Consider the following 18,699-nt stretch of genomic DNA (forward strand, 5'->3'; position numbering starts at 1 on the left):
CGGCGCCGGCACCATTCTCGCCGAGCGCGGCGCCGTGGGCCCGCCCCGGCCCGGGGGCGGGCCCGGTGCGCACGGGTCCGGTGCGCACGGGTCCGGTGCGGGCGGGGTCAGGCCTCCTCCGCCCTCCCGCCGAGCTGGCCGGCCTCGCCGAGCTCGGCGGGGTCGGGGGCGAACGCGGCCATCCACTGCGGGTGCAGCCGGTAGTAGACCACGTCGTTGTCCCAGTCGAAGGCGTCGGCGCCGTAGAAGTCCCGGAAGTACGCGAGCAGGTCCGGCCAGTCCGCGGCCGGCTCGCCGCCGTGGGGGTTGAGGACCTCCACGGTGCCGTGGGTGAACACGCCCAGGTCCTCCCCGCGCAGGTGCGCGGCGCTGGCGGCGGGCCGGGCGGCGAGGTGCCGCGCCTTGGCGGCGCCCCGGGCGGTGCCGAAGTGCCACGCGCCGTGCAGGAAGTGCCCGTCCACGCCGCTGATCCGGGGCTCGCCCTTCGCCGTCACGGTGGACAGCGCGAGCGTGCACATGCCGGTGAGCACGCCGGTGAGCTGCCCGGCGGTGAGGGTGCGCTCGCTGCTGATGATCGACCGCAGGTGCGCCGTGGAGCGGGAGAGCGAGGTGTCGAGGAGGGCCTGGAGCCGGCGCAGCTCGTCGGGTGTTTCGCGCATGGGGGTCCTTCTTCCGTGCGTCTTTCCGTGGGTCTTCCGTGCGTCGTCCCGGCCGGCGTCTCGGCGCCGGCCGGTGACCCCACTGTCTCCGCAGAACCCGACATCCTCTGTCGTATTTCCCCCGCGACTTGCGCGGGCGCGACGGGCCCCCGGCCCTCGGCGGATCACCCGGCAACGCCCTCGCCGCCTGCCGCGCAGTTGCCGGTTTCCGCGCCCGTGACCAGCGAACCGGCAACTACCGGAACCCCAGGATCCGTGTGCCGCCGAACCATTGACCCGGAGTCAGCGCCTCCGGAAAGATTCGCGACCATGACTACGCGCGTAAACCTTCTGTCGCGGTGGCTGGTCGCCCCGCTGCGGTGGGCGGCTCTGCTGTCGGTACTGGTGTCGGTCGGCGTGTTCTTCGCCGGGGCCGGAGCCGCTCAGGCGGCACCCGCCTGCGGGGTGCTCTCCACCGGCGCGGCGCCGCAGGCGACCGCCGCCGTCCGCTCCGCCTGCGGGCTGATAGGCACCCCGTACTCGTGGGGCGGCGGCCACGGCTCGCAGCCCGGTCCGACGTACGGCCTCTGCGACCCCGCCAACGGCGCCCCCAACGACTGCAACGTCCGGGGCCTGGACTGCTCCGGCATGGTCCGCTACGCCTACGACCTGGCGGTCGGCGCGGACGTCATCAACGGCACCACCCGGACCCAGTGGCCGACCTCCCGGGCGGTCGCCCGCTACTACCGGGCGGACGGGACCGCACCGCTGCTCCCCGGCGACCTGGTGTACTTCGGCAACACCGCCTCCACCATCCACCACGTCGCGATGTACCTCGGGCAGGGCTGGATCGTCGAGGCCCCCTACTCCGGCGGCTACGTCCAGGTGGCGGCGCTCTCCTCGCACGGCGACTACTACGGCGCGATCCGGCTGTACGGCCCCGGCAGCACCTCCCCGACGACGCCGCCCACCACCCCGCCTCCGTCGAACAGCGGCCAGTACTGGGTGGACACCAACGCCAACGCGCCGGTGTTCGGTTCCCCGACCTCCACCACGAGCACGGGAACGCTGTACCGGGGCACGAACTACGTGTACTGCAAGGCCTGGGGCCGTGAGGTCTCCAGCGGCGCGGGCTACAACCACTGGTGGCTGAAGACCGACCCGGACAGCGGCCCCGGCGGCCAGTGGGTGTCCGCGCTCTACCTGTCCCGGTGGGGCAACGACGTGGCCAAGGACAACAACGGCACCACCATCCCCGACTGCCCGGGCGGCGGCACCCCGCCCGCCACCGGCAAGTACTGGGTGGACACCAACGCCACCGCGAACGTCTACGCCTCGCCGACCTCCACCAACGCCACCGGGACGCTGTACCAGGGGACCAACTACGTGTACTGCAAGGCCTGGGGCCGTGAGGTCTCCAGCGGCGCCGGCTACAACCACTGGTGGCTGAAGACCGACTCGGACGGCGGCCCCGCCGGCCAGTGGGTGTCCGCCTACTACCTGTCCCGGTGGGGCAACGACGTGGCCAAGGACAACAACGGCACCACCATCCCCGACTGCTAGGACCCGTCCAGGACCCGTTCAGGACCCGTTCCGGCCGTGCCGGTCGCAGCCCCTCCCCCGGGGGCCGCGGCCGGCACGGCCGCTCTACCCGACGGGATTCGCGGCCGCCCGGACCGATCAGGATTCGAGAAGCGCCCGGCCGGGGTGCGCGCCTAGCGTTGCAGTCATGAGCGACATCACCATTCACTGGACCTTCCTCCCCCACACCGACCCCGAGGCCTCCCTCGCCTTCTACCGCGACCTGCTGGGCTTCGAGGTGCGCAGCGACATCGGCGGCGGCCCGATGCGCTGGATCACCGTCGGCCCCGCCGGCCAGCCCGACGTCTCCCTGGTGCTGGAGCCGGCGTCCGCCGACCCGGGCCGCACCGAGGAGGAGCAGCGGACCATCACCGAGATGATGGCCAAGGGCACCTACGCCCGGGTCGTCCTGGGCACCCGCGACCTGGACGGCGTGTACGACCGGCTGAAGTCGGGCGGCGCCGAGCTGGTCCAGGAGCCGACCAAGCAGCCGTACGGCGTCCGCGACTGCGCGTTCCGCGACCCGGCGGGCAACATGGTCCGCTTCAACGAACTGGGCTGAGCCGGGCCCACGGGCACCGGGCCCGCCCCGCCCCTCGTCGACCGCACCCGAAACCCGTTCGATCCCGGCCGGATCGATGGTTGGATCGAACGGTTCGAGCACACCGACGGCGGCCGCGGGACGGGCCCGCCCAGCAGGCCCCTCCACAGACCGCCGAGAGCCAGGGAGCGAAGAGAACGATGACCGAGCGGACGGACGCGCAGCCGCACCTCGCCGACAGCCACGACCTGATCCGCGTGCACGGCGCACGCGAGAACAACCTCAAGGACGTCAGCGTCGACATCCCCAAGCGCCGGCTGACGGTGTTCACCGGGGTGTCCGGCTCCGGCAAGAGCTCGCTGGTCTTCGACACCGTCGCCGCCGAGTCCCAGCGGCTGATCAACGAGACGTACAGCGCCTTCGTCCAGGGCTTCATGCCCACCCTAGCCCGCCCCGAGGTGGACGTCCTCGAAGGCCTGACCACCGCGATCATCGTCGACCAGCAGCGGATGGGCGCCGACCCGCGCTCCACCGTCGGCACCGCCACCGACGCCAACGCGATGCTGCGCATCCTCTTCAGCCGCCTCGGCACCCCGCACATCGGCTCCCCCAAGGCCTTCTCCTTCAACGTGCCCTCGATCAGCGGTGCCGGCGCCGTCACCGTCGAGCGCGCCGGCAAGACCGTCAAGGAGCAGCGCAGTTTCAGCATCACCGGCGGCATGTGCCCGCGCTGCGAGGGCCGCGGCAGCGTCTCGGACATCGACCTCACCCAGCTGTACGACGACGGCAAGTCGATCTCCGAGGGCGCGTTCACCATCCCCGGCTGGAAGACGGACAGCTGGTGGACGGTCGGCGTCTACGCCAACTCGGGCTTCCTCGACCCGGACAAGCCGATCCGCGAGTTCACCGAGCAGGAGATGCGGGACTTCCTGTACCGGGAGCCGACCAAGGTCAAGGTCAACGGCGTCAACCTCACCTACGAGGGCCTGATCCCCAAGATCCAGAAGTCGATGCTGTCCAAGGACAAGGACGCGCTGCAGCCGCACATCCGGGCCTTCGTGGAGCGGGCCGTCACCTTCACCGCCTGCCCCGACTGCGAGGGCACCCGGCTCAGCGCGGCCGCCCGCTCCTCCCGGATCGCCGGGATCAGCATCGCCGACGCCTGCGCGATGCAGATCAGCGACCTCGCCGCCTGGGTCCGCGACCTCGACGAGCCGTCGGTGGCGCCGCTGCTCGGCACGCTCCGGCAGGCCCTGGACTCCTTCGTGGAGATCGGCCTCGGCTACCTCTCGCTCGACCGCCCCTCCGGCACCCTCTCCGGCGGCGAGGCCCAGCGGGTCAAGATGGTCCGCCACCTCGGCTCCTCGCTCACCGACACCACCTACGTCTTCGACGAGCCCACCACCGGCCTGCACCCGCACGACATCGACCGGATGAACCAGCTGCTGCTGCGCCTGCGCGACAAGGGCAACACGGTGCTGGTGGTGGAGCACAAGCCGCAGACCATCGCGATCGCCGACCACGTGGTCGACCTCGGCCCCGGGGCGGGCACGGCCGGCGGCACGGTCTGCTACGAGGGCGACGTGCCGGGGCTGCGCACCAGCGGCACGGTGACCGGCCGTCACCTGTCCGACCGGACGGCGCTGCGGGAGGACGTCCGCAAGCCCGCCGGGAAGCTGGAGATCCGCGGCGCGGGCACCCACAACCTGCGGGACGTGGACGTGGACGTCCCGCTCGGGGTGCTCACGGTGGTGACCGGGGTGGCGGGCTCCGGCAAGAGCTCGCTGATCCACGGCTCGATCCCGCGCGAGGAGGGCGTGGTCTCCGTCGACCAGGGAGCGATCAAGGGCTCCCGGCGCAGCAACCCGGCCACCTACACCGGTCTGCTCGAACCGGTCCGCAAGGCCTTCGCCAAGGCCAACGGCGTGAAGCCGGCCCTGTTCAGCGCCAACTCCGAGGGCGCCTGCCCGACCTGCAACGGCGCCGGGGTGGTCTTCACCGACCTGGCGATGATGGCCGGGGTGGCCACCACCTGCGAGGACTGCGAGGGCAAGCGGTACCAGCCGGCGGTGCTGGAGTACCGCCTGGGCGGGCGGGACATCGCCGAGGTGCTGGCGATGTCGGTGACGGAGGCGGAGGAGTTCTTCGGCTCGGGCGAGGCGAAGCTCCCGGCCGCGCACCGCGTCCTGGAGCGGCTCGCCGACGTCGGGCTCGGCTACGTCAGCCTGGGCCAGCCGCTCACCACGCTGTCCGGCGGCGAGCGGCAGCGGCTCAAGCTGGCCACCCACATGGCGGACAAGGGCGGCGTCTACGTGCTGGACGAGCCGACCACCGGGCTGCACCTGGCCGACGTCGAGCAGTTGCTCGGGCTGCTGGACCGGCTGGTCGAGTCCGGCAAGTCGGTGATCGTGATCGAGCACCACCCGGCGGTGATGGCGCACGCCGACTGGATCATCGACCTCGGTCCGGGGGCGGGCCACGACGGCGGACGGGTGGTCTTCGAGGGCACCCCGGCCGAACTGGTCGCCGCCCGCTCCACGCCGACCGGCGAGGCGCTGGCCCAGTACCTGGGCTGAGCCGTACCCGGGCCGCGCCCGGGCCGGCCCTACCGGGGCCGGTCCGCTCCCGCCCGGTCGAGCGGGAGGGCCATCTCCAGGATCCGCGCCGAGGCGTCCAGCACGTACGGCGTCTCCTGTCCCGTGTAGGCGAACCCGCGCCGCAGGTAGAAGGCGGCGGCGCGGGGGTTCGCCTCGTGCACCCCGAGCAGCATCCGCCCGGCGCCCCGGACCCGCGCCCAGGCGAGCACCGCGTCCAGCAGGGCGTCGGCGACGCCGCGGCCCCGGCCGCGGTGCGCCGGGTCCACCCAGACGCCGATCAGGTCGAGCGCGCCCGGTTGGCTCCGGTTCGGGACGGACAGCATGGTGGCGACCCACTCCCCCGCGGCGTCCACCGCGACCAGGCCGAGGCGGTCGGGCTCGTTGACCCAGCCGCACCGGGCCATCCACTCGCCCTCGCCGTGGCGGCTCGCGTCCTCGTGGGTCTCGCCGAAGGCCAGGGGCGTGTCGAGGAGTTGGGCCAGCCGCACCTTCCGCAGGCGCTGCCAGTCCGCGCGCCCGATCCGCTCGATCCGGTAGTCCATGGTCTCCCCGTCGCACGACGCTGCCTCCGCCGCCGGTGATCACCGGCGGCGGAGGCAGGATAGCCGTGCCGGGGTCCCCGGATTCCCGAGGTCCCACGGCTCGATACGGCCCTACGGCTCCGTGCGGCCCTACGGCTTGATGCGGACCACCTGCGGGTCGTGGTCGCTGGCCTGCTGGGCGAACTCGGCGTTGATGTGCACCACGTCGTACTTGGCGTAGCCGACCTCGGGGCTGACCAGGATGTGGTCCAGCACCTGGGAGTTGCCCTGGTAGACGTACGAGTACTGCTCGGTCTCCGGCAGCTCGTTCACCAGGTCGCGCAGCACGCCGTCCTTGGTGAGCGCGCCGAGCGCGGGCGAGAACTGGTAGTCGTTGAAGTCGCCGAGGGAGACGACCTTGGCCTCCTTGTCGGCGGCCAGCAGCTGGGCGACGAAGGCCTGTTCCACGGTGGCCTGCTTGATCCGCTGCACCTCGGAGCTGCGGACCGGCTGCTGGAAGCGGCTGTCGATGCCCTGGTCGCCGCCCTTGCTGTTGAAGTGGTTGGCGATGACGAAGACGTTCTTGCCGCGGAAGGAGAACTGGCCGACCAGCGGCTTGCGGCTGTTGGTCCAGGCCTCGTCGTTCGGCTCGATCCGGCCGGGCGAGGCGGTCAGCGCGGTGCTCGCGCCGGTGCCGGTCACGCCGACGGCCGAGGTGGCGGCGCCGCCGGGGATGTCGGTGAAGGACACCCGCTGCGGGTTGAACAGGAACACCTGGCGGATGTTGCCGCCGGGCTCGCCGCCGTCCTTGCCGTCCTGCGGGTCGACCGAGCGCCAGTCGTAGGCCGGGCCGCCGGCCGCCTTGATCGCGGCGATGAACTTGGCCACGGTCTGGCTCGCGTCCACCGTGCCGTCGTTCTTGGCGCCGTTGTTGTCCTGGATCTCCTCCAGGGCGACGATGTCGGGCGAGCGCAGGTTGGTGACGACGCCCTGGGCCAGCTCGGCGAACTTGGCGTCCGGGTTGCCCGGGGCCAGGTTCTCCACGTTGTAGGTGGCGAGGGTGAGCTCGCGGTCGGTCGCCTGGGCGGTGACCTCGCGCTGGAGGTGGTTGTCCTTCAGCGTGCCCATGGTGCCGGCGACCAGGGTGTAGCCGCCGAAGTTGTTGTAGTCCAGCGGGCCGGTGGTGGTGCCGGTCAGCTCGTCGCCGACGTTGGCGACCGGGAAGGGCTGCTGGGTGACCGCGGCCTGCTGCTGGATCATCAGGCGGCCGACGTTGGGCTCGCGGTAGGACTCGTACAGGACGCCGCCGCGCTTGCTGCGCTGGTCCTGGCGGTCGGCGGCGACCCACAGCTCGTTGTACTTGTCGGTCGCCTGGATCACCCGGACGTCCTTGACCTGGACGAGCATGCCCTCCAGGGACTCGTAGAAGTCCAGGGTGTACTTCTCCGGGTTGAGCGCCACGCCGTCGACGGAGCCGTCCGCACCGGCCGGCGGGGCGTAGGTGCCGGGGATGTTGCGGGTGTCGACGACCACCGGGGCGGGCAGCGGGTTGCCGGCCGACAGGACGGTGACGCCCGGGGCGGAGATCTCGGTGAGGGACTGCGAGCCGCCGCCGAAGTTCGGGTAGTACTCGGTGACCTTGCCGCTGACCAGCACCGAGTCGCCGACCTTCACGGTCGGGTTGCCGCCGGTGAAGACGAAGACGCCCTCGCTGGTGGCCGGGTCGGCGTCCGGGTTCGGGTCCTGGAGCCAGAAGCCCTTGGAACTGCCGTACGCGCGCACGCCGGTGACGATGCCGGGCACGCCGGTGACGGGCTTGCCGGCCTGCGGGGATATCCGGGTGCCGCCCTGGATGTCGTGGATCCGCAGCGGGCCGACCTCGGTCGGGGCGGGGGTCGCGGGCGCGGCGGCGTTGGCCACCGGCAGCGGGACGAGCACCAGCGAGGCGGCCAGCGAGGCCGGGATCAGGGCGGCGCGCAGCAGGGCTCTGCGGGGGCGGGATGCGGGGGCGGTGGTCACCGGGGCTGGACTCCTAGCTCCGTCGTGCGGCACTGGCGTGGCACGGCGGTCCGGGCGGAGGCGCGCTTCGAGCGCGCGCTACTCGCGTAGAGAAGAAGCGGGGGACGGACACCCACCCCCCGCGGCGCCCCTCAAGATACGCGCGTAGAAAATGCCCCGACAAGACCCTGCCGGTGAACTGTCGGTTCCCCGGAGATGACTTGACACCAGGTCAGCCCGGAATCCTCACAGCCCGCTCCCAGCCGACTCCCAGGAAGCCCCGATCCGCTCCACGACCAGCTCGCACAGCTCGTGGGTGCGCAGCGCGTCATGGGCGTCCAGGGTGTGCCCGGCGCGGACGGCCGCCAGGAAGGCCAGCACGCACTGCTCGATGCCGCGCTGACGGGCCACCGGCACCCAGTCGCCGCGGCGGCGGACGGTCGGCTGGCCGCGGTGGTCGACCACCTCGGCCAGGTTGCGCACCTCGCGCTTGGAGTCGCCGCCGGAGACCTCCAGCACCTCCTCGGTGGAGCCGGAGACCCGGTTCATGATGCCCAGGGCGGTGAAGCCGTCGCCGGCCAGAGTGAGGACGACGTGCTCGACCAGGCCGTCGCGGACCCGCGAGCGGACGTCCACGTGCTCGATCTCGCCGGGGGCCAGGAAGCGCAGGGTGTCCACCACGTGGATGAAGTCGTCGAACACCAGCGGGCGTGCCGCCTCGGCCAGGCCCTCGCGGTTCTTCTGCAGCACGATCAGATCGCGCGGGCGCTCCTTGGCCTGGACGTAGCCGGGCGCGTGGCGGCGGTTGAAGCCGACCATCAGCGAGCGGCCGGTGCGGTCGGCGAGGTCGACCAGCCGGCGGGCGCCGTCCAGGGTCTGGTCGAGCGGCTTGTCGACGTAGACGTCCACCCCGGCGGTGAGCAGCTGCTCGACGATCGGCACGTGCTGACTGGTCGCGGCATGCACGAACGCCGCCCGGATCCCGCTGCCGATCAGGGCGCCGAGGTCGGTGAAGCGGTGCTCGGGCGCGATCCGGTGGGCCTCGCCGATCCTGTCCAGCTTCGCCGCGTCCCGGGTCATCAGCCGGACGTCCAGCCCCGGCAGCGCGGTGAGCACCGGCAGGTACGCCTTCTGCGCGATGTCACCGAGCCCGATCACCCCGACCGGGAGAAGGCCGTCGGAAACAGGGGTCGAATTCATCGGATTCTCCACGGATACGGCGACACCATCGGCCCCACCCTATGCACCGGCTCCCCCGCGCCACCAACCCGCCGCCGGCACCCCCGGGACGGCCGGGGCGGATCGTGTCGGATCAGGGCGCGGGGTCGGGGTGCGCGCCTCGCGGGGCGGGGCCCCGCGCGTTCACGCGTGGGCGCTGATCTCACCGCCGGCGGAGAGCACGATGGAGACGCCGTTGGCGTCGACGCCGACGTCGTGCTGGTCCGTCTCCAGCGTGCCGTACACGGCGTTGTCGTTGCCGAGGATCTCCGCGCGGTACCGGAGCTCGCCGAGCTTGGTGACCTTGGCCGTCCAGCCGCCCGCCAGCTTGAAGGTGCCCGGTCCCTGGTGGCTCCCGCCCATCCAGGAGTGGATCCGGCCGTCCAGCGAGAGCATGACGAACATGCCGTTGGCGTCGAGCCCGTCGTCGTGCTCCTTCGTCTCCATGGTGGCGAGGACCTGACCCTTGTTGAGGATCCTGGCGACGTAGTGCATGTTGCCGAGGTCCTTGATCTCGGCCGTGCTGCCGTCCACCAGGGTCTCGGTGCGGACGCCCGGGGCCGTCTTGGGCGGCGTGCCCGGCGTCGTCGCGGCGCGCCCGGTGGGGGCGGCGGTCGGGGCGGTGGCGCCGCGCGTGGCGGGGGTGCCGGACGCGGCGGGCGTCGTGGCCGGTGCCGTGGCGGCGGGGGTGGTGGCCGGTGCGGTGGCGGCGGGCGCGGTGGCCGGTGCGGCCGAGCCCTGGGTGTCCGAGGTGGGAGAGCAGGCCGTCGCGGCGGGAACCAGCAGGGCCGCGGCCAGGACGGTTCCGGCCAGCGTACGGGTGGCGGTCGCACGGCGGATCGTCGAGAGGGGCATGCGGGTTCTCCTGAGCGCAGTACGGGTGAGGAGCAGCCGGTGCGGGTCGTCCCTCCTGTGTGGGCCGGAGGGCGGGCGCCGGGTGCAATTCGAAACTAGTGCGAACAGTCGACGGAATGGAGCATTCCGTGTCACCGAACGGCAACGCCCGGACCGCTTCGCACCGGTCACGCCCCGTCAGGCACGGCTCCCGGCCCCGACGCTCCTTCGACCGCTGCCGCGAGGAAGGCCGCGCCGGACGCGAGCAGCGGGGGCAGCGGGGCGGCCGCCGGGTGCCAGGGCGCCTCGTACTCCCAGCAGACCCAGGCGCCGGGCGGCAGCAGGCGCAGGCAGTCGGTGATCGGCAGGACGCCGGCGCCCAGCGGGAGCGGGGTGCGGTCGTGCGGTCCGGCGATGTCCTTGACCTGCACGTGGCCGGGGTACGGGGCGAGCGCGGCCCGGGTCTCGGCGGGTGTCTCGCCCGCGAGGTGGGTGTGCATCAGGTCCCACAGGGCGCCCACGGACGGGTGGGCGACGCGGGCCAGCAACCCGGCCACCGCCCGTCCGCCCCGGTGGGAGTCGTGGGTCTCGACGAGCACCCGGACGCCCAGCGCCCGGGCCTCCCGCGCGACCGCCGCGAGCCGCCGGGCGCCCCGGTCGTCGGCCTCGGCCCGCGGACCGTCGCCGCCGCGCGGGAAGACCCGCACGGCGCCCGCGCCCAGGTCGGCGGCGAGCCGCAGGTGGGAGCGGAGCGCGTCGGTCACCGGGGCGTCCGGTCCGGGGGCGGCGACGCCGACGTAGGAGGCGAGCGCGAGGGGGGTGAGGCCGTGCGCGCGGAGGGTGCGGGCGGCGGCGCGGCGCTCCCCGGGGGTCATCGCCGGGTGGACGGACTCGCCCTCGGCGCAGCGCAGTTCGAGCCCGTCCCAGCCGTGGTCGGCGCCGAGCCGGGCGGCCTCGGCCAGCGGGAGCCCGGGGACGCCGAGCGTGGAGTAGGCGAGCGGCATGGCGGCTCCATGGCTTGTCGGGCGGCCCCGGACGGCCGGGCCAAGGATATATTCAAGCTGAGACAAAGTCCTGACCGCCCGGGCCCGACCCGGGCCGAGGAGCCCGCGATGCCCCCGAGCCGTACCCCCGCCACCGCCACGACGCAGACCGTCGCCCAGGTGAACCAGACCGTCCTGCTGGAGGTGCTGCGGCGGCACGGCACGCTGTCCCGGCAGCAGCTGGCCGCCGAGAGCGGGCTGAGCACCGCGACCGTGCACCGGCTGGTCGAGGTGCTGCGCGCCGAGGGGCTGGTGGAGGTGGAGACGGAACGGGCGCCGTCCAGCGGGGGCCGGCCGCCGCAGCTGATCCGGTACAACGCCCGCGCGCAGACCGTGCTGGCGATCGCGATGCGCCCGCGCCGGATCGTCGGCGTGGTGGCCGCCCTGGACGGCACGGTGCTGCACGAGGCCGAGCACCACTGGGCGTTCCCCGGCCCGGACCGGCCGCGGGAGATCGCGGCCGGCGACCTGACCGGCCCGCTGCTCGCGCTGGTGGACGGCCTGCGGGACTGGGCCGGGCGGCACGCGGGGGCGCCGCGCGCCCTCGTCGTGGGCGTGCCCGGGGTGGTCCGGGACCGCACCGGGCTGGTGGAGTTCGCGCCCGCCCTGGACTGGCCCGGGCTGCGGCTGGGCGTGCTGCTCCAGGAGCGCTACGGCGTCCCGGTGGCGGTCGAGAGCAACGTCAACCTGGTCGCACTGGCGGTGCGGCAGTCGCCGGCCGCGTCCGGCGTGGGCGACCTGGCGGCCGTCGTGGTGGGCATCGAGGTCGGCGCCGGGATCGTGCTGGACGGTCGGCTGCACCGGGGCCGGCTGGGCGCGGCCGGGGCGCTGGGCCATCTGATGTCCGGCCACGCGGCGCTGGACCGGCCGCTCGGACGGACCGGCGACACCCAGGCGAGGATCGGCGACCACGCGGTGGACCGGCGGATCACCGAGGCCGGCCTGACGGTGTCCGGCACCCCGGCGGAGCGGGTGGCGGGCCTGTTCAGGCTGGGCCGCGAGGGCGATCCGGCGGCGGTCCGGCTGATCGGCGAACTCACCGACGACCTGGCGCTGGTGGTGGCCAACCTGAGCGCGGTGCTGGCGCCGGAGCTGATCGCCCTGGGCGGGCGGCTGTTCTGGGAGAGCGGGGGCGAGCTCCCGGCGGCGATCGAGAGCCGGCTGCAGGGGCGGGTGCCGGTGCTGCCGCGCCTGGTGGTCGTGCACAGCACCACCACCGAGCTGGTCGGCGCGGCCTCGGCGGCGGTGCGGCTCGCGGACGGGGCGACCTTCATCACCCGCTGAGGCCCGCGGGCCACGCGTCACGGGCGCGACGGCCGGCACGACGCCGGCACGACGGAACCCCCACTATTTCTCACTATGATAGAAACTCCTTGTGCGTCAGCGACCCGAGGAGAACCGGATGCCCACCGCCGCCTTCGCGATGGACCCGGAGCGCTTCCCCGACGTGTACGGCCCCCGGGCGCGCGCCCGGGTCGCCGCCCGGGCCGAGGTGCTGGCCGACCCGGCCTCGCCCGACGGGGTGTGGAGCGCCGAACGGCTGGCCGCCGCACCGCAGGCGCTGCGCGACGTCGAGGTGCTGTTCACCGGCTGGGGCGGCCCCGTCCTGGACGCCGCCGCCCTGGCCCGGCTCCCCCGCCTGCGACTGGTGCTCTACGCCGCCGGCTCGGTGCGCCGGATCGCCGGCGAGGCGTTCTGGGCGGCGGGCATCCCGATCGTCACCGCCGCGCACGCCAACGCCGTCCCGGTCGCCGAGTTCACCGTGGCCCAGATCGTCTACGCCCTCAAGGGCGGCTGGCGCCACGTCCTCGCCGCCCGGGCCGCCCGGGCCGCCGTCCCGGCCGCCCGCACCCCGGGCGCGTACGGCTCCACCGTCGGCGTCCTGTCGCTCGGCGCGACCGGGCGGCTGGTCTGCGAGATGCTGCGCGGCTACGACGTCGAGGTCCTCGCGCACGATCCGTACGCCCCGGCGCCGCCGCCCGGGGTCCGGGCCGTCGGCCCGGAGGAACTCTTCGCCACCGCCGACGTGGTGAGCGTGCACACCCCGCTGCTGCCCGGGACCCGCGGCCTGGTCGGCCGGCGGCTGCTGACCTCGATGAAGCCCGGCGCCACCCTGGTCAACACCTCGCGCGGAGCCGTCCTGGACGAGCCCGCGCTGCTGGCCGTCCTCGCCGAACGACCGGACCTCTTCGCCGTGCTGGACGTCACCGACCCCGAGCCGCCGCTGCCCGGCTCCCCGCTGTTCACCCTGCCCAACGTCGTCGTCACCCCGCACCTGGCGGGCAGCCGGGGGCTGGAGCGCCGCCGCCTCGGCGATCTGGTCGTCGACGAGTTCGAGAGCTGGCTGCGCGGAGCGCCGCTGCGCCGGGCGCTGGACCCGCACACCTACGAACGGATGGCCTGACCCGTGCCCGACCCCCTGAACCGGAGCGGCCCGGACGTGGTGCTGATCCTGACCGACCAGCAGACCGCCGACGCGATGAGCGCCGCCGGGAACCCGTACCTGCGCACCCCCGCGATGGACGCGCTGGCCGCCGCCGGCACCCGCTACCCCAACGCCTACTGCGCCCAGCCGCTCTGCACCCCCTCCCGGGCCAGTCTGATGACCGGCCGCCTGCCCAGCACGGTCGGCGTGACCGGCAACACCGGCGGCCCCGAGGACCCGCTGCTCGGACGGCTGTTCACCGAGGCCGGGTACGACTGCGGCTACGGCGGAAAGTGGCACCTGCCCGAGCTCGACCTGCCCGCGGACCGGGGCTTTCGCCGGATCCACCCGGCGGGCGGGGACGACGCCGGACTCGCCCGCGCGGCCGCGGAGTTCGTCCGCGCCCCGCGCGAGCGGCCGTTCCTGCTGGTCGCCTCCTTCCTGGAGCCGCACGGCATCTGCGAGTGGGCCCGCGGCCAGGACCCGCGCACCGGTCCGCTCCCGCCCGCGCCGCCCGTCCCGCGACTCCCGCCGCTGCCCGCCAACTTCCCGGTCGGGCCGTACGATCCGGCGCTGCCCCGGCTGGCCCGGCTGGCCCAGCCGCACACCCACCCGACCGCCGAGTGGCGGGAGGACGACTGGCGCCGCTACCGGCACGCCTACTACGCCCTGGTGGAGCGGGTGGACCGGCACATCGGACAGCTGCTGGCGGCCCTGGCGGAGCGCGGCACGGACCGCGGGACCGTGGTGGTGTTCAGCTCCGACCACGGCGACGGCGCGGGCGCCCACCGCTGGAACCAGAAGTGGGCCCTGTACGAGGAGTGCGTGCGGGTGCCCCTGGTGGTCTCCGCGCCCGGGGTGGCCGCCGGCGCCGTCGACGAACGGCTGGTCGCGGCCGGGCTGGACCTCATCCCGACGCTCTGCGACCTGGCCGGCATCGAGGGGCCCGACGGGCTGCCCGGCCGCAGCGTCCGAGCCCCGCGGCCGCACGACAGCGTGGTGGTCGAGACCCGCTGGGAGATCCCCGGCTTCAACAACGCCCTGGGCCGGATGGTCCGCGCCGGGCGGCACAAGTACGTGTGCTACGCCTGGGGCGACCACCGGGAGCAGCTCTTCGACCTCGCGGCCGACCCCGGCGAACTGGTCAACCTCGCGGTCGACGCCCGGCACGCGGCACTGCTCGACCGCTTCCGGGCCCTGCTGTCCGAGCACTGCGCGGAGGTCGCCGACCCGTTCGCGCGCTTCGTCCCGCGGGTCGCCGGGGAACCGTCGGTCGCCGGGGAACCGCGGGCCGCCGGGGAACCGCGGGCCGCCGGGGAACCGCACGCCGCGCACTGACGCGAAGGGGCCGGCCCGCCCGGGCCGGCCCCTCCCCCGCCGTTTACGGCCGGACGGCGATCAGTTCGCGCCCGCGCAGCGTGTAGAGCACCCCGTCCTCGTCCGCGGCCAGCCGGGCGCCGCTGTACCACTCGGCGTCCAGCTCGACCAGCACGGTCGCGGCCAGGGTGTCGCGGTCCAGCCGGAACAGGGTGCGCTCGCTGACCCCGTACAGGGCCCCGCCGAGGGCCAGCAGCCGCGGGTTGGCGCCGGACACCGCCCCCAGGTCGGCGCGCCGCCCGATCACCGGGGTGAACCCGCGCCTCCCGGAGCCCCGCAGGTCGACGGTGAACGCCCGGCCGTTCACGGTGAGCCCGTACAGGGTGTGCCCGTGCACGGCCAGGCTGCTGACGCCCGCGCCCAGGTCGGTCGCGGTGCGCCACAGTTCACGGCCGGCCACCGGGTCCCAGCCGGCCAGGTCGCCGCGCGGGCCGGTGGGCCGGGCGTTGTCGCCGCCGAGGAAGGCCTGTCCGCGCCCGGCGGCCACGGCGCGCACCATCTGCTCGGGGCCGAGCGGGTCGGTGTGCACGGTGGGCCGGCCGCTGCCCGGGCGGTAGGTGACGAAGGAGCCGCCGCCGGTGGTGTCGGCCTGGACGCCGAGCAGCAGCAGGCCGCTGTCGGGGTCCCGGCGGATCACCTGGGGCCGGTTCTGCTCCTGGGGCAGCGCCGCCTCCTCGACCGGTGCCCGGTCGGCGCCCGGCCGGTAGCGCCAGATGCCCTGCGAGGAGTAGACGCCCAGGTAGAGGGTGCCGTCGTCGAGGACCAGGGTGTCCTTGGCCTCGCCCGGCACCGGGAGCTTGCGGACGGTGCCGGCGGCCAGGTCGTGCAGGGCGATCGAGCCGTTGCCGCCGACGTACACCCGCCCGGCGCGGGCCGCCACCGACATGCCGAGCTGGGGGGCCGCGGGCGCGCCGGCCTCGACCAGGTCCCGGGTGGTGACGGTCCCGGTGCCGAGGTCCAGGGTCCAGACGGTGCCGCCCTCGGTGACGCCCGCCAGGGTGTCGCCGAGCCGGCCGAGGCCCCAGGAGTTGCCGTCCGGCACGGGCACCGCGAGCTGGTCGAGGGCGCCGGTGGCGAGGTCGTGGCGCCACAGCACGCCGTGCTCGGTGGAGGTGAACCAGAGGGTGTCGCCGCGGCGCTGGAAGTTGGTGACGCTCTTGGTGCCGGGGACGGCGAAGGAGCGCAGCACCCGGTGGCCGGCCGGGTCGAGGAGCGCGACGTGGGCGGGTGCCCCCTCGGTGGAGACGGCCAGCAGGTCGTCGCCGAGGACGGTGATCCGGCGGATGATCGTGTCGCCGCGCAGGTCGGGCGGGGTGATGTCGGTGACGGCGCCGGTGGCCCGCTCGACGGCGTACAGGCTCGCCCGGGTCGCTCCGCCGCCGCCGGCGAGGTTGCTGCCGACGCCGAGGTAGGCGTGGGTCGCGGTGGCCGCCACGGCGCGGCCCTGGGTGGCGCCGGGCGCCGGGGAGGCGACCTCGGTGACGGCGCCGGTGGCCGGGCTCCAGGCGTAGAGGCCGGGACCGGCGGCCCGGCCCTTCTGCCGTCCGGTCGCGTAGACCGTCCCGTCCGGTGCGACGGCCACGTCGCGGACGTCGGCGCCGGGGACGTTGCCGAGCGCGGTCAGCGTGCCGTCGTAGCGGTAGAGGTTGGCCGCGCCCGGGGCGTCGGTGACGCCGAGGTGGAGCACGCCGTCCCGGGCGGCCGAGCCCTGGACGAAGTTGCCGGTGGGCAGCTCGACGGTGGCGGTGACCCGGCCGGTCGGCAGGTGGTGGCCGATCACCCGGGCCGGGGCGAGGTTGCGCGAACCGATCCACAGGGTGTCGCCGATCAGCGTCGCGCTCATCAGTGGGAAGTCGCTGTTCCCGGGGCCGAGTTCGGTCACGTCCGGTCCGCTGGACGGCCGGGTCGGCGGCCGGGTCGACGGCCCGTTCGGCGGCGCCGCGACGGCGGTCCCGGCCGGTCCGAGCACCGAGAGCGCGGCCACCGCACCGGTGCCGAGCAGGAGTTGGCGACGCGAAGGGGGCACGGCAGGCATGGGGCTCCAGAGTCCGGTCATGGGCGGGTCGGGCCGGGGGCGCCGGCGGCGGCCAGCAGCTCCCGGGTGTACGGGTGGGCGGGGGCGGCGAACAGCTCGGCGGCGGGGGCCCGTTCGACCACCCGGCCGTGCCGCAGCACCAGCACGTCGTCGCACAGGTGCCGGACCAGCGCGAGGTCGTGCGAGATGAACACCAGCCCGACGCCGTGGTGTTCGCGCAGTTCGGCGAAGAGGTTGAGGATCTGCGCCTGGACCGAGACGTCCAGCGCGGAGGTCGGCTCGTCGGCGACCAGCACCTGCGGGCCGACGGCCAGGGCCCGCGCGATCGCGACCCGCTGGCGCTGGCCTCCGGAGAGCCGGTGCGGCCGGGCGTCGAGCACCGCCTCCGGCAGGCCGACCAGCTCGCACAGCCCGCGCGGATCGCGGTCCCGCGGCCCGTGGGCGGCCTGCGGTTCGGCCAGCGCCTCGCGCACCGTCATCCGGGGGCTGAGCGAGGCGTACGGGTCCTGGAAGACCAGTTGCACCCGGCGGCGCAGCTCGCGTTCCTCGGCGCGGTCGGCCTCGGCCCAGGACCGGCCGTCCACCCGCACCGTCCCGGCCTGCGGGCGCACCAGCCCGAGCAGCGCGCGGGCCAGGGTGGACTTCCCGGAGCCGGACTCGCCGATCACCCCGACCGCGCGGCCGGGCGCGGCGCTCAGGCTCACGCCCTCCAGGGCGGGCGGGCGGCGGCGGCCGTAGCGGACGGTGAGGCCGTCGGCGACCAGGACGGGCTCGGCGGCCCGCTCCGACCGTCGCGGCCCGCTGTCCTGACGCTCCGTCACCACAGCTTGGGACACCGGGAGATGACAGGCGAAGCCGGAGTCGGCCGCACCGGTCCACCGCGGCGCCGAGGCCGTGCAGCGGTCGTCGGCGGCCGCGCAGCGCGGAGCGAAGGCGCAGCCGTCCGGTGCCCGGCCGGCCGCCGGCGGGCGTCCGCCGATGACGGCGAGCGGTGCGCCGGGCGGACCGTCCAGCCGGGGCACGCCGGCCAGCAGCCCGGCGGTGTACCGGTGTCGGGGTGCGGCCAACAGGTTGGCGGTGGAAGCCCGTTCGACGATCCGTCCGGCGTACATCACCTGGACGGTGTCGCAGCCGCGGGCCACCACGCCGAGGTCGTGGGTGATCAGCAGGACGGCCGTGCCGGTCTCGTCACGAAGCCGGACCAGCAGGTCCAGGATCTCCACCCGGGTGCTCGGGTCGAGCGCCGTGGTCGGCTCGTCGGCGATCAGCAGGTCCGGGCGGTTGGCCATCGCCATGGCGATCAGCACGCGCTGGCGCATGCCGCCGGAGAACTCGTGCGGCCGGTCGCGGTAGCGGCGCGCGGGCTCGGCGATGCCGACCAGGTCGAGGAGTTCGAGCGCCCGGTCGCGGGCGGCCCGGCGGCTCGCGCCGTGCACCAGGGCCGCCTCGGCGAGCTGGCGGCCGACCGGCATCCGGGGGTTGAGGTGGGCCAGCGGGTCCTGGAAGACCATGCCGATGCGTCGGCCGCGCACCGCGCGCACGGCGGGTTCGGGCAGGGCGAGCAGGTCGGTGCCGTCGAACCGGACGGTGCCGCCGGTGGTGCGGCAGCCCGGCGGCAGCATCCGGTTGACGGCCAGCGCGGTGAGGGTCTTGCCCGAGCCGGACTCGCCGACCAGGCCGAGGATCTCGCCCGGCCGCACGGTGAAGTCCACCCCGCGCACCGCCTCGCCGCCGCCCGCCGTGACGCGCAGGCCGCGTACCTCCAGCAGCGGCGGGCCCGGCACCGCGGCGGCGGTCGGGGCCCGGTCGGTCCCGGTCGTCGTCACCGCACCGGTCGTCGTCACCGGATCAGTCGTGGTCACCGCATCGGTCGTGGTCACCGGATCAGTCG

General features: G+C 74.6%; 14 protein-coding genes. 6 read left to right on the forward strand and 8 right to left on the reverse strand.

Going from position 1 to position 18,699, the window contains the following annotated elements:
- Window positions 1–107 precede the first annotated feature (107 nt).
- Window positions 108–659 (reverse strand): pyridoxamine 5'-phosphate oxidase family protein, encoded by a 552-nt coding sequence (locus ACFVGO_RS08935; protein WP_380631205.1) that lies wholly within the window; start codon window positions 657–659, stop codon window positions 108–110.
- Window positions 660–968: 309 nt separating this feature from the next.
- Between ACFVGO_RS08935 and ACFVGO_RS08940 the strand changes: the two genes are divergently transcribed.
- The 3 genes from ACFVGO_RS08940 (at window position 969) to ACFVGO_RS08950 (ending at window position 5,336) form a co-directional block, all read left to right on the forward strand.
- Window positions 969–2,201: a C40 family peptidase gene (locus ACFVGO_RS08940; protein ID WP_359915046.1), complete on the forward strand. Its 1,233-nt coding sequence runs from the start codon at window positions 969–971 to the stop codon at window positions 2,199–2,201.
- Between the two features lie 166 nt (window positions 2,202–2,367).
- Window positions 2,368–2,781 (forward strand): VOC family protein, encoded by a 414-nt coding sequence (locus tag ACFVGO_RS08945; protein WP_359915048.1) that lies wholly within the window; start codon window positions 2,368–2,370, stop codon window positions 2,779–2,781.
- Window positions 2,782–2,960: 179 nt separating this feature from the next.
- Window positions 2,961–5,336, forward strand: a complete 2,376-nt coding sequence (locus ACFVGO_RS08950) for an ATP-binding cassette domain-containing protein (protein ID WP_380631206.1) — start codon at window positions 2,961–2,963, stop codon at window positions 5,334–5,336.
- A gap of 29 nt (window positions 5,337–5,365) precedes the next feature.
- On the opposite strand, the gene ACFVGO_RS08955 is transcribed toward ACFVGO_RS08950, so the two are convergent.
- The 5 genes from ACFVGO_RS08955 to ACFVGO_RS08975 all read right to left on the reverse strand — a co-directional run bounded on the left by ACFVGO_RS08955 (window position 5,366) and on the right by ACFVGO_RS08975 (window position 10,932).
- A complete protein-coding gene (locus ACFVGO_RS08955) occupies window positions 5,366–5,899 on the reverse strand; it encodes a GNAT family N-acetyltransferase (protein WP_359915054.1) in 534 nt (177 codons plus the stop codon).
- 129 nt (window positions 5,900–6,028) lie between these two features.
- Window positions 6,029–7,897, reverse strand: coding sequence for an endonuclease/exonuclease/phosphatase family protein (locus tag ACFVGO_RS08960; protein WP_359911228.1), 1,869 nt, complete (start codon window positions 7,895–7,897; stop codon window positions 6,029–6,031).
- A gap of 225 nt (window positions 7,898–8,122) precedes the next feature.
- On the reverse strand, window positions 8,123–9,076 hold the full coding sequence (locus ACFVGO_RS08965; protein ID WP_359911225.1) for a Gfo/Idh/MocA family oxidoreductase: 954 nt from the start codon (window positions 9,074–9,076) through the stop codon (window positions 8,123–8,125).
- 162 nt (window positions 9,077–9,238) lie between these two features.
- Window positions 9,239–9,949: a hypothetical protein gene (locus ACFVGO_RS08970; RefSeq protein WP_359911222.1), complete on the reverse strand. Its 711-nt coding sequence runs from the start codon at window positions 9,947–9,949 to the stop codon at window positions 9,239–9,241.
- 167 nt (window positions 9,950–10,116) lie between these two features.
- Window positions 10,117–10,932, reverse strand: coding sequence for a sugar phosphate isomerase/epimerase family protein (locus ACFVGO_RS08975; RefSeq protein WP_359911219.1), 816 nt, complete (start codon window positions 10,930–10,932; stop codon window positions 10,117–10,119).
- A 108-nt stretch (window positions 10,933–11,040) separates the two neighbouring features.
- On the opposite strand from ACFVGO_RS08975, the gene ACFVGO_RS08980 reads away from it, so the two are divergent.
- From ACFVGO_RS08980 to ACFVGO_RS08990, 3 genes are all read left to right on the forward strand, one after another.
- Window positions 11,041–12,255 carry an ROK family protein gene (locus ACFVGO_RS08980; protein WP_359911216.1) on the forward strand — a complete coding sequence of 405 codons (1,215 nt, stop codon included), beginning with the start codon at window positions 11,041–11,043 and terminating at the stop codon, window positions 12,253–12,255.
- A gap of 91 nt (window positions 12,256–12,346) precedes the next feature.
- Window positions 12,347–13,375, forward strand: coding sequence for a hydroxyacid dehydrogenase (locus tag ACFVGO_RS08985; protein WP_359911213.1), 1,029 nt, complete (start codon window positions 12,347–12,349; stop codon window positions 13,373–13,375).
- Between the two features lie 3 nt (window positions 13,376–13,378).
- Window positions 13,379–14,734 (forward strand): sulfatase, encoded by a 1,356-nt coding sequence (locus ACFVGO_RS08990; RefSeq protein WP_380631207.1) that lies wholly within the window; start codon window positions 13,379–13,381, stop codon window positions 14,732–14,734.
- Window positions 14,735–14,777: 43 nt separating this feature from the next.
- On the opposite strand, the gene ACFVGO_RS08995 is transcribed toward ACFVGO_RS08990, so the two are convergent.
- Window positions 14,778–16,808, reverse strand: coding sequence for a hypothetical protein (locus ACFVGO_RS08995; protein WP_380631208.1), 2,031 nt, complete (start codon window positions 16,806–16,808; stop codon window positions 14,778–14,780).
- 17 nt (window positions 16,809–16,825) lie between these two features.
- The gene (locus tag ACFVGO_RS09000) at window positions 16,826–18,688 is read right to left on the reverse strand and encodes a dipeptide ABC transporter ATP-binding protein (protein ID WP_380631209.1); all 1,863 of its coding nucleotides are present in this window, start codon (window positions 18,686–18,688) and stop codon (window positions 16,826–16,828) included.
- Between the last annotated feature and the right edge of the window lie 11 nt (window positions 18,689–18,699).

The organism is Kitasatospora sp. NPDC057738, assembly GCF_042798815.1.
GTDB lineage: Bacteria > Actinomycetota > Actinomycetes > Streptomycetales > Streptomycetaceae > Kitasatospora > Kitasatospora lactacystinica.